The organism is Mesobacillus thioparans, from assembly GCF_965138835.1.
Taxonomy (GTDB): Bacteria; Bacillota; Bacilli; order Bacillales; family Cytobacillaceae; genus Mesobacillus; species Mesobacillus thioparans.
Genome location: NZ_CBCSFH010000002.1, coordinates 26272 through 38079, shown reverse-complemented (window position 1 = coordinate 38079; position 11808 = coordinate 26272). Strand labels below are relative to the sequence as shown.

At 43.5% G+C, this 11808-nt stretch carries 8 protein-coding genes; 1 reads left to right on the top strand and 7 read right to left on the bottom strand.

Going from position 1 to position 11808, the window contains the following annotated elements:
• The first annotated feature begins 183 nt into the window (after nucleotides 1-183).
• Nucleotides 184-1581, top strand: a complete 1398-nt coding sequence (locus tag ACNAZ4_RS04695; protein ID WP_415813046.1) for a S8 family peptidase — start codon at nucleotides 184-186, stop codon at nucleotides 1579-1581.
• A 184-nt stretch (nucleotides 1582-1765) separates the two neighbouring features.
• Here the strand turns inward: ACNAZ4_RS04695 and helD are convergent, their stop codons facing one another.
• From helD to ACNAZ4_RS04660, 7 genes are all read right to left on the bottom strand, one after another.
• Nucleotides 1766-4093, bottom strand: a complete 2328-nt coding sequence (helD, locus tag ACNAZ4_RS04690) for an RNA polymerase recycling motor HelD (protein ID WP_415813045.1) — start codon at nucleotides 4091-4093, stop codon at nucleotides 1766-1768.
• Between the two features lie 277 nt (nucleotides 4094-4370).
• On the bottom strand, nucleotides 4371-5504 hold the full coding sequence (locus ACNAZ4_RS04685) for a glycerate kinase (protein ID WP_415813044.1): 1134 nt from the start codon (nucleotides 5502-5504) through the stop codon (nucleotides 4371-4373).
• Nucleotides 5505-5623: 119 nt separating this feature from the next.
• The gene (locus ACNAZ4_RS04680) at nucleotides 5624-6892 is read right to left on the bottom strand and encodes a GntP family permease (protein WP_415813043.1); all 1269 of its coding nucleotides are present in this window, start codon (nucleotides 6890-6892) and stop codon (nucleotides 5624-5626) included.
• Between the two features lie 90 nt (nucleotides 6893-6982).
• Nucleotides 6983-8125, bottom strand: a complete 1143-nt coding sequence (locus ACNAZ4_RS04675; protein ID WP_415813042.1) for a sugar diacid recognition domain-containing protein — start codon at nucleotides 8123-8125, stop codon at nucleotides 6983-6985.
• Between the two features lie 236 nt (nucleotides 8126-8361).
• Entirely contained in the window at nucleotides 8362-8775 is a 414-nt protein-coding gene (locus tag ACNAZ4_RS04670) for a CoA-binding protein (RefSeq protein ID WP_415813041.1), read from the bottom strand.
• An 87-nt stretch (nucleotides 8776-8862) separates the two neighbouring features.
• The gene (locus tag ACNAZ4_RS04665) at nucleotides 8863-10170 is read right to left on the bottom strand and encodes a purine/pyrimidine permease (protein ID WP_415813040.1); all 1308 of its coding nucleotides are present in this window, start codon (nucleotides 10168-10170) and stop codon (nucleotides 8863-8865) included.
• Nucleotides 10171-10361: 191 nt separating this feature from the next.
• The gene (locus ACNAZ4_RS04660; RefSeq protein WP_415813039.1) at nucleotides 10362-11798 is read right to left on the bottom strand and encodes a phospholipase D family protein; all 1437 of its coding nucleotides are present in this window, start codon (nucleotides 11796-11798) and stop codon (nucleotides 10362-10364) included.
• Nucleotides 11799-11808: the final 10 nt, after the last annotated feature.

The window sequence follows — 11808 nt, the reverse complement described above, 5'->3', positions numbered from 1 at the left end:
TAAAAAACAGGATTTTTGGTTACTTGTGAACAGGAAAAAGAGAATATTTTGCATTTAAAAATTCGTTACATGCTTATCAGTGACCCAAATTCAGCAGAACGAATCTGCCAGTGATTACCGCCGTTAATTTCACCTTTTGTTCTGCAATATAAGAACAAATTCTTTTTTTGGAGGGCTTTTATTATGAAAAGCACGAAGGTTTTCTTCCTTGGGGCATCATTAATCCTCGTTCTTGCCCTTACTGCAGCCGGAGTGTTCAGGAATGAAACTGTTCCCAGCAATCGGGAAGGTCCGAAAACTCAATCTACCGGGCCGCGAATCATGAAGATGCATTCGATGGCAAACATCAATAATGTTGATATGGGCGAGAAAATCAAACGACAGCTCGATGCCCAGGAAGAAATCACACTTATTTTCCATAACAAGAAAGATAAAAGCCATTATTATGACCATGAGGCCGCTGTTGATTTCATTACAGAGCCAAGTGCTGAAGAAATAGATGAAATTACCCGCGACATCAAGGGCTGGGTCATGAAACACCTGAATTCCGTCTATGTCTTTAGGTCCACTTTCATGGAAACACCGCAAATGATTGAATATTTTAACCAGAGGCAAAATGTTGAGTATGCCGAGCCGAATTTTATCTTGATGCAAAACGAAGTTACAGCGCCGAATGATTTACTTTACCAGGAGAATTATCAATGGAATTTGCCTGCGATCGGAACGGAGGAAGGCTGGAACATTACAAAAGGAAAGGAACAAATTGAAATAGCCATTGTTGATACAGGTGTTGACCTGGATCATCCCGAGTTAAAGAACAGGATTGTACCAGGCTATAATGTGATCGATGAAAAACGGGAGCCGGACGATGACAATGGCCACGGAACACATGTTGCAGGAATCATCGCATCGGAAACAAACAACCGCGAAGGCGTTGCCGGTATGACCTGGTTCAGCAAAATCATGCCTGTCAAAGCGATGGGCGCCAAAGGCTATGGTACCACTTTCGATATCGCAAAAGGAATCGTCTGGGCCGTCGACCATGGTGCGGATGTCATCAATATGAGCCTTGGCAACTACCAGCCATCGAAGGTCCTGGAAGAAGCAGTCCGTTATGCTTATGACAAAAATGTCGTCATGGTATCCGCGGCAGGTAATGACGGATCCAATCAGCCTACTTACCCTTCGGCTTACCCAGAGGTATTGAGTGTGGCGGCCGTTGATTATAACGGCAACAGAGCAAACTTTTCAAACTATGGGGATTATATAGACATCGCTGCTCCTGGCGTCAATATACCAAGTACCTTTTTCAATTCACAATATGCAGCCCTCTCAGGGACATCCATGGCCGCTCCCCATGTCGCGGGTCTGGCTGCCTTGATTAAATCAGCAAATCCAGACTTGAAAAGTTCCCAAGTCATCAACATCATTAAAAGTTCCGCAATCGATCTTGGTGACCAGGGAAAAGACATTGAATACGGAAATGGCTTGATCGATGTGAATTCTGCCTTGCAGGAGGCGAATAAAGAACAGCCTGCCAGAAGAAAATTGCAAAAATCCATCTTCAACTGGCGTAAATGAATACAGGAAACAAGCCGCCAAAATGTTGGCGGCTTGTTTTTAAAGGCTCTTTTCTCAAACTTTGTTGCTATTGGCTACAAAATAGGATTGATTTAGCTAAGATTGTTCACACAATTCACGACTATTTTGAGAAAAGAGCTTGCCAACTTAGTACCGACATACACAATGGCCGTTAACAGCCTTTTTAAATGGCTTGATATAGCTGCTCATCAACCTCAGTTAAAAGCGGGCTGAATTCTCCTCTGGAAAGAATATAAAGTTCATGCATAGCCCTCGTACAAGCTGTATATAACAATTTCCTTTCCTCATCTCTTGTGTAGGATGATGAATCGAAAATGATTACGGCATCAAACTCTATCCCTTTTGCCAAATATGTTGGTACGACATTGATACCATTTTCAAAGGTCAATGTCCCTTTTTCAATCAGTCTTGCATCATGTGATTCCCTGATAGACTCAAAAGCATCTTTGCTTTCCGCTGCTGTTTTACAGATGATCGCAATGTTTTTATGGCCTTTTTCCTTTAGGTCTGCAATCAGTTCGATTGTTGTTCTGATATGTTCAATTTGTTCACAGGAATTTACGATTCCAGGCTTGGGACCATTACGATTGAAAGGCTCGATCAAGTTGCCTCCTTTAATCAGCTCCCGGGTGAATTCCACGATTTGCCTTGTTGACCTGTAAGTTTTTGTAAGCTTATAAGTTTCTTTTTCACCGAAGTCAAGCGCTGCTTCGGCAAAAATCGTGGGTGCCCCGGTCGGCCCAGAGTAAATGGCCTGGTTTATATCCCCAAGCAGAGTCATCTTGCTGTAAGGGAACAGCATTTTGATATATGCAAACTGGAATGGAGTATAGTCCTGTGCCTCATCGATGAAGACATGGCGAATCGACGTGTTCGACTTCCTGCCTTCGATCAAATCTTGAAGGTATAGAAACGGCGTTGCATCCTCATAACGGATAGACTTCCTTTCCAAAGAACTGACAGTCTGGTCACAGATGGAAGACCAGTTAGCAGGCGTTGTTTCTGCCTGGATACTGACATCCTTGAAAAAGTTGATAAAAATAGCCTTGTTATTTATGAATTTCAATTTTTTCACCAGATTGAACAATGGCTTGAATCGTCTTTTTACAACCAGTTCAGATAGCCATTTTTCTTCGCGTTCATAGTCGTGGAAAGTATCATCCGCTTCGCCCTGCTTTTTCTGGCTTTGTTTATATGACTCAAGATAATCCTCTTTATCAAGAAATTGTATTTCTTTTTCTACCCACTCCTGAGATTGTTCCGCTTTTGCTTTTTTCTTCAGTTCCTTGAGCAGCCATTCCTTAACCATCTGAATCCTGTTCGGAATGGAAATGTTCTTTTCGAGTGAATCATAGTAATGAGCAATTTCATGCTTCGATATGATCATTCGTTTCTTTAACGTCAGGTTTCTAAAGACAAGTGTATCCCTGGATAACCTCTCAGCATACCGATCCAGTAAACCTTTAAATTCCAGGCTGGCTTTGAAGCGGATACCTTCAACCCTTTCTTGGCGGCTCTCATCCTTTTCTGCAGCAAGCAGGTACTCCATCTGTTCAAACGGATCTTCCAACTCGTATTCAGCACCGAACCGTGACAGGAGATACTCCTGGAAGGTGGCCTGCTGCATGTTTTCTTCCCCGAGTTCAGGCAAGACCGTCGCTACATAGCTATTGAAAAGCGGATTAGGAGAAAACAACATGATATTCTCTGATGAGATGATGTTCCTGTACCTGTAAAGCAAATATGCTATCCGCTGCATCGCTGCAGACGTTTTGCCGCTTCCTGCTACTCCTTGCACAACGACGAGGCTGCTCGAATCATTGCGGATGATCTGATTTTGTTCTTTCTGAATGGTCGCTACAATGGTTTTCATTTGAGTGTCAGCATTATTTCCGAGAACTTCCTGAAGCATTTCATCCCCAATGGTAACCCCGGTTTCGAACATCGCCTTGATTTTTCCGCCTTTAATGACAAATTGGCGCTTAAGCTCCATCTCCCCCTTGATGGTCTCTGTTTCAGTCTCGTATTGGGCTGGACCAGGAGAGTAGTCATAATAAAGACCTGAGATCGGCGCTCTCCAATCATATACCAGGAAATTTTCTTCCTGCTCGTCCATTAACGAGGCAATTCCCAGGTAGATTTTCTCAGCTTCGCTTTCACCGACTTCTTTAAAATCCACTCTGCCGAAATAAGGGGAGAACCTTAGTTGAGAAAGGGTCTTAAGTTGTTTCACCATTTGCGACTGTGTACGTTCACGCTCTGATAAAAGTGCAGCCTGCTGTTTGATGCTCGTAAAGGTTTCCGCTACGTCATCAGCTTCATCAAAGTTAACGGTGACATCCTCCCAAAAGGTCTTCCTGAGCTGAAGGGCATCTGAACCGACGTCACTTGAGCTCGCTTTCCATTTCGCGGCCTTCCTGTCGATTTCCTCGATAATGGAATAAACACGTTCCTGTTCCGTTTTTAAATTCTTAAGCTGATTTTCATCCATGTATTTCACTCCCCAACTCAATGCTCTTAACTTGACAGTTCAGTTCTTTTGTGTTATTGTTATAATAGAAATTATTATGTTTAGGAACAATTCAGCACTGCATCAACATCTATTTTACTATTTACATATTCCAATTTCAAATACATTCACAGTATTACACCTTAAAAGGTGTTTTTTTAGTTTTTGCAGATTCCTTGTTTATATTTATTCGAATTCCACCTATTTTAAACATCAAAAAACCGCGTGCTGCCGACTTCCAGCATCGCGGTTTTATTTTTCACTTGCTTAACTTGATCAAAGACGCTATATTCGCAGCAGTATTCCTTACATACGTACTGGCATTTTCTAAGGCATCATCAAGAGTGATTGCACCTGGTACCACGCTGAATAAAACGTCAATTCCATGTTCGTGGACAATCTCACTGTCCTGTGCGACATGGCCAGCGATTGCGATTACAGGTATGCTGTGCCGTTTTGCTGTCTTCGCTACCCCGATTGGTGTTTTGCCAAAAATTGTTTGACCATCGATTTTCCCTTCTCCGGTAATGACAAAATCAGCATCTAACAGCAGCTCTTCAAGCCTTGTTGCTTCAATTACAATCTCAACGCCTCTTTTCAACTCAGCTGACAGAAATGCCAGCAGACCGCCGCCTAGTCCTCCTGCAGCTCCAGCCCCTGAAACCTGTTCGATATCTTTACCAAGATCTTTGCGAATCATTTCTGCGTAGTGATGAAGATTGTTGTCCAGCGTTTCAATCATTTCGGCTGTTGCGCCTTTTTGCGGACCGAAAATGCGGGATGCGCCTTTAAGGCCTGTTAGGGGATTATCCACATCACAGGCTACCTCGATTTTTACCCTGGCTAAGCGGTTGTCTGCGTGCGCCATATCGATGAAAGCCAATTCACCAAGTGATCCACCGCCCTCGCCTATCTCATTTCCATCAGCATTTAGGAACTGGATTCCCAGTGCTCTCGCCATTCCTGCTCCCCCATCATTCGTAGCACTTCCGCCAATCCCGATGATGATTTTCTTCACACCAAAGTCAAGAGCAGCAGCAATTAATTCTCCAGTGCCGCGCGTAGTGGTGACGAGCGGATTGCGCTTCTCCCTTGGTACAAGATGAAGTCCTGAAGCTGCAGCCATCTCGATGATCGCCGTCTTTTCATCACCCGACAGGCCGAAAAATGCCTCAACTGGCTCGCCAAGCGGGCCTGTTACTGTTTTTGATATGACCCTCCCCTGAGTTGCATCAACTAGGGACTGGACAGTGCCTTCACCGCCATCCGCCATCGGAATCTTTACAAAGATTGCTTCCGGAAGAATTTTTTTCATGCCTGCCTCGATTGCAGTAGCTGCTTCAAGTGCGGTCAGACTTTCCTTGAAAGAATCTGGAGCAATTACGATTTTCATACTCTATTTCTCCTCTCATTAACTAACGGAGTAGTGTGTAAGGAAGGGCCTGGATTATTCGTTAATCCAGACCACTTATGTTTCTTTATAAAATGTTCCTGAAGAGATTTAAACAAAAATTATCCAAAGAACTTAAAGATTCCAAAAATCAGGGTTGATACAATGGCAAGTATCAAACCTACAGCTGTTTCATACGGAATCAATTTCAAACGTTCTTTGATCTCCATATTGACACTTCCGCCAGTTGCGTGAAAGAAGCTTCCGTGCGGGAGGTGGTCAAGCACAGTTGCACCTGCATGCACCATCGCAGCACCCGCAAATGCAGTTACGCCCATCTCCAATATGGTAGTTCCGAACACTTGTGATGCAACGGCTGTACCGGCAGTAGTTGACGCCGTTGCAGCAGACATGAAGATACCGGATACAGGTGCAAGAACGAAGGCAGGAAGTCCGAGTGCATCCAGACTATTGATGAGAACATCCTTTAGGCCTGAATTTGCAATGATCCCAGCCAAAGTACCTGTACCAAGAAGCATGATAGCTACACCGGACATTTTCCCAAGGCCTGATACAGCATATTCATTAATATGCCTGACCCTTCCCATTGCCAATGCCCCCGCAATTCCGCCGGCTGGCAAGGCTATCATTGGATCGATGTTTATATCAAACAATGGTCGAAGGGCAAGCAGAATAATCGTCACTAATGGAGCGACAATCGCTGGCACAACAAGCGGGAGCTCCCCATTAATTTTCGTTTCGCTCTCCTCTGCTGAAACGCTCGAACCTTTATGAACTAGTTTTTTCGCTAAGATATACGTTACTGTAAGTCCAAATGCCGCCGGGATGATTCCTGCTGCCATGATTGAAGTCAATGGCACACCGAAGGCATCAGCTGCTGCGATAGCATTGGGATTTGGTGACATGATGTTGCCGGCTTTACCCCCGCCAATCATCGCAAGCAAAATCGCTGTTTTTGAGATGCCTGCTCTGCTGGCAATTGCCAGTGCGATTGGCGCGACCGTGATGACAGCCACATCAATGAATACACCAACTGTCGTAAGGATCATCGTTGCAATCGCCAATGCTAGCAATGCACGAGTTTCCCCGACTTTTTTAACAATCGTCTCCGCAATGACCGCTGCGGCGCCTGATTCAATCAAGACCCCAGCCAGCACACCTGCAGCCAGGATGCGCAATACTGCTGGAATAATTCCTTTGGCACCTTCCATCATCAAGGTCACCGTATTTGTTACATCGACTCCGCCAACTAGACCGCCAATCAATGCGCCAGCGATCATTCCGTATGCAGGTGAAACTTTCTTTAGGATTAAGAATATAGCTACGATAAGGGCTACTATTGCGCCGAAAGCGCTTACTTGAATATCCAAGATGTGTTCCTCCTTAAATCATTGATTACATCAATTGTAAGCGCTATCTAAATCTAATTCATTGGTCAAATCATCAAAAAAAGACCTGTATTAATACAGATCTTTCGTGCATTTGCACAATCCTGCAAGTTCATTATTGAGAAAAGACAAGTAAAGATGGAGCAAATCTGTTGTTTTCCGGGGATCCATGCCCGTAATTTCAGTTATTTTGTCTAACCTGTACCTAAGCGTGTTCCTATGGATAAAAAGCTGTTTGGCTGCATTGTTCATGTCACCATTCGTATCGATCAACGCTCTTAAAGACTCAGTCAATTCCCCTTTAGAATCCCTGGCTTTTAACGTTGAATAATAAGGCACTAAACCATCAGTCAGGCCCATATTTGAAGCAGTAAGCAGAAACACTGGAAGATAATAATCTTCATAGACGAAAATATCATTGTCAAACGCTAATTTCAGACCAGCTTTCAAGGTATGATCAGCCTGTTGATATGACTTGGCCAACCCTTTCAGTCCAGGGTGGTATTGTCCGATCCCTATTTTTATGTACACATCATAACATGATTTATAAACGCCGACCCATCCTTCTGCCAGCTTTTTAAGCGGATTGGCAGTTTGGGTGTGAGGCATCCTTTTTAAAATCACAATCTTGTCATGCTGCATCAGCAAGAGATCATCATTATCAAGCCGGCTCTTGAGGAATGCGAAGGTTTTCTTCCTGTCATGTGTCAATATGACCATCGCAGCCCTTGGCAAATCCAGATCTATCCCCAAACGCATGGCCCTTTCAAGGAAAAGCGTGTCCATCTCCCCCTCATAATGAATGATTTGACTGACAAGTTCTTCCTTCAGCCTCTCGTCCCATTGGATTTCGTTCATTAGCACGGCTTGCTGAAAACTCAGCTCCGCCGCCATCCGAACAAGTTCACTAAAACTTCTGATTTCCTCTGGAGGACCCGTGATCCCGATAACACCGACAATTCCTCCGTCGAAGTAAATGGGAAGGTTGACGCCTGCCTTCACCCCATGGAGATTTTGCGCTTCTTTTTCGGTAATTTCATAGCCTGATCCATTTTTGATGACATTGAGAGCACCTTCATGTATATCATCGATACGGTTCTGGTCCCCTGACCCAATGATGACACCACGATGATCCATCACATTGATATTTTTCCCGATGATCCCCATCGTCCGGTCAACAATCTCCTGAGCCAGCTGATTGTCTAAAAAATCCATCTATTATCCCGCCTTGCAAAACATATGTACTTTTAAAAACAAAGACTACCTTGTGAAATTTAGCTGAAGTTGATACTGGTTCAGACAAATCAACGGCAATTTCTCCTGATTTTGTCCGAAGTTGTCCCTGGTTCAGACAAATCAACGGCCATTCCACTAGATTTTGTCCGAAGTTAATCCAAGTTCAGACATTACATTAAAGCGTGAGGAAACAGTCTCATCCTCACGCCATCATTTTATTTGGTTAACGCATGCTCTACCTTTATGCACCGGTCCATGATCACTGTGTAGCCTTTTTCCTTCAAAAAACGGTAGGCTTCTTCATTTTCAAGGCCGAGTTGTGCCCAGTAGATATCCGCATCGATCTCCGCGAATTCCTCGGCGACTCCCATCAAGTGTTCAGATCTGCGGAAGACATTGACTATATCTACATGTCCTTCGATTTCCTTTAGTGACTTAACGGCTTTGACACCAAGAACCTCTTCAACAGCAGGGTTCACCGGGATGATTTCATAGCCTGCATCCTGCATAGCCTTGGATACCATGTATGAAGTTCTCTGCGGGTTGTCACTTAAGCCTACAACGGCGATCCTTTTTGACTTTTTTAAAATCTTGCCGATTTCCTCACGGCTTGGATACTTCATTTCCATTTTCCATCACTCCAATGTTTAGTTTCTTTATTTTTATCCTACCCTCAAAAAGAATTATTTTAACTACTAAACTGAAGAACTGTATACCTATGAAGCCTCTTTAAAAGTCTCCATTTTCCTTTTCCTGGCTGAGGTGAATTGGTCAGTTACTACAGCAATCAAGGTACCAAGTATCAATCCGTTATTGAGGATTGAAACCAGCACCGGCGGGACGCTGCTGAAAGCTGCTGCAGGGACAAACATGGCTCCGACACCTGCAAACAGGGAGGTGCCAATGACTACTCGAATTCTATGTTTGTCATCTTCACGGTCGAATTCGGTGAAGGCAATGCCAATCATATTGGCAAAAATGACAAATGTGACAGAATAGCCGACTGGTGCGGGAAGTGCGGCAAATACAGACATGACTTGGGGCAGCATGCTCGCTCCGATTATCAACAAAGAACTTATAATGAATGGCAAAAGCTTTGTGATCCCGGTCGTTGCGATAAACCCGGCTGCTCCTGAGATCGGCACAGATCCAATGGCCGAAAATATCCCTCCAAGCATCTGATTGATTCCCGCAGTATATCCGCTGGCACGGTAACGGTATTCACTATGACCAGCGCCGAGATCATTCAGGACTTGTCCTGTTACCCTTATACTCGCGAGCATATTGGTAATCAGCAAGAAGGTGATGAAAACAGACGTTACCATCAGCCCTGAATCAAAAACAGGCATGCCGAAAGCCAGAATATCCGGGAAGGCAAATACAGGTCCTTTATAACGATGAAACGCTTCTCCAAGGCCAAGTAATGAATATAACAGCCACCCTGCACCCAAACTGATCAATATTGCATACTGACTGATAACGTTTTTATGATGACGAGTTAAATAGAATGTCAAAACAACTAAACACACGCTGAAAAGGGCGACTGGAAGGTTCACCTCGGTTTTGCCTCTCCCAATCCCCATCATGCCATTAAGAAACGAACCGCTTAGTTGGATGACAAGCAGCAGCAGATAGATTCCACTGACAACAGGTGTGAACAATTTGGCCAATTTTTCAATCAGCTTGAAAAGGCTTAGCACGAAAAAGACCACTCCGCTTATGATCATGGCCCCCTCCAGAGCCTGCAGGGTCTCAATGTTCGAAGTGAACAATGCTGTACTTAATCCGGCATAGATCGTGAATACTCCCCACCATAAACCCGCAGGACCTTCATTAATCGGCAGGCGGTGTCCAATCAGTGCCTGCAGGAGACTTGATATCCCCAATACAAACATAGTCCTTTGAACCAGGCCCGTCGTCTGTAATTCATTGAGATGAAATACATCCGCAATCGCAATTGGCGCCACAATGGAACCGGCAATGATAAACGCCATCCACTGTATGGCAGAAAGAAAATTTTTCATGTGAAGCTCTCCGTTCTAATTATTTCTAGATGTATTGTCGAGGGTAAAAACCCCAGTGTATTTAGTCTATAATAATATTTTAATTAAAGATATATGTAAGGTGGATTAGTTTTTTTCAATGGTGATTCATCAGGTTTCAAGCCAGGAACTACAAAACAAAGAAAGGACACCCTGTCGAGGTGTCCTGTTGTTTAATAGCTTGTAAACCATAATATCCTTTGAATCCAGTAGATAATATATTTAAATGGTGTCATATTATCCTTGTTTTTTTCATAATCCTCGGTGTAAATTGCAGACTGGTTATCCCAAAGCCGCTTAAAGTATTGATCCACATCCTTGGTGATCTTACTGTCTGAAGGTGCGATTATTTTCATGTTGGTTTCAAGATTAAGATCGACTAGATTCCTTCTGGTAAAATTAGCTGATCCACCCAGGATCACATCCTTGTCCTTGCGATCAAAGTAGATCATTTTGGTATGATACTGCTCTTTACCCGTGTTGTACCATTTAACTTCAATGTTTTCACTTCCAAGATTTTTAATTTCTGCCGAGACCGGTATGTTCGGAAGTCCGGCTTTTTGATTCCCAAAGGCATTTTTATTAGGATCGAGAATGATCTTTATTTTCGCGCCACGATCGGCAGCTTTGTCGATTTCGTCAATCACCGTTCTTTCAGCAAGATAGAACATTCCAATCCAAACTTGGTCACCTTTTTCACTTTTCTTCAATTCAGAGAGGACATGCTTGAGAATCTTGCTTTCCGTCAAGATTTGGACTTTAAAAGGTCCAGTTTCCTTTTCACGCTTATATTCAGGAAGCTTCGGTCCCCCTGAAAAATCGGCTACTGCCTGTTCTGATTCCAGGATATCTCCTATGATGTTTCCGCTCGTCTCAAGGGCGATATTGGAATGGAAACCACTCTCATTATGAGGATTAGCGGATGCAACGATCGCTGTTTTTTCAGTCACGAATACTTTCCGATGATTCGCCTTGAGGTTCATCAATTCTAGATACGAACGGATGGTTACATCAGGAGCATTCTTTGCCATCGGATTCGGGAGCCAGCCTTCACCTGATTGACCGAACCACTGAAAAAAAAGCCTCCAAACGGCAGAATAGAGCGGGTTGGAATCACGCAAAGGATCCAGATTGGTAAAGACAACCTCTATGTCATTCTCCCTCAATTCTTTTAAAAATTTGGATTTATGGGAGCCGTATGTCAAATTGATTTCATCGGTAATGAAGACAATTCTTAGATTGGGATGTTTTTTCTTTTGACTGATCAGTTTATCGGTGATGTTCTGGCTTATTTCAGGGAAACCAAGATCCTCGTTATAGTATCCATTGAACAGGAACATATCGAGCACGATGAAATCCTCTGCTTCTTCAATCCTTTTCAAGACGGTATCGAAAATTTCCTGTTCGACTTTTCTTTTGTCATCTTTTCCTTTATAGGTGAGATCGTATAAAAAGCGCACATCCTTCGCCTTATGGACTTCTCCTTCGTACGAAAGGCCTGGGGGCAAGTCTTTATGAGTATGATAGTATGCTGTCAGGAAAACTAATAACCCGATGACCAGCAAGAATATAATCTTTTTACTTTTTAACATATTTTTCAATTTCACCATCGGGCAGAGC

Coding starts and splice junctions, on each gene's coding strand:
- ACNAZ4_RS04695 (WP_415813046.1), top strand. CDS start 184: ATGAAAAGCACGAAGGTTTTCTTCCTTGGGGCATCATTAATCCTCGTT.
- helD (WP_415813045.1), bottom strand. CDS start 4,093: ATGGATGAAAATCAGCTTAAGAATTTAAAAACGGAACAGGAACGTGTT.
- ACNAZ4_RS04685 (WP_415813044.1), bottom strand. CDS start 5,504: ATGAAAATCGTAATTGCTCCAGATTCTTTCAAGGAAAGTCTGACCGCA.
- ACNAZ4_RS04675 (WP_415813042.1), bottom strand. CDS start 8,125: ATGGATTTTTTAGACAATCAGCTGGCTCAGGAGATTGTTGACCGGACG.
- ACNAZ4_RS04670 (WP_415813041.1), bottom strand. CDS start 8,775: ATGGAAATGAAGTATCCAAGCCGTGAGGAAATCGGCAAGATTTTAAAA.
- ACNAZ4_RS04665 (WP_415813040.1), bottom strand. CDS start 10,170: ATGAAAAATTTTCTTTCTGCCATACAGTGGATGGCGTTTATCATTGCC.
- ACNAZ4_RS04660 (WP_415813039.1), bottom strand. CDS start 11,798: ATGGTGAAATTGAAAAATATGTTAAAAAGTAAAAAGATTATATTCTTG.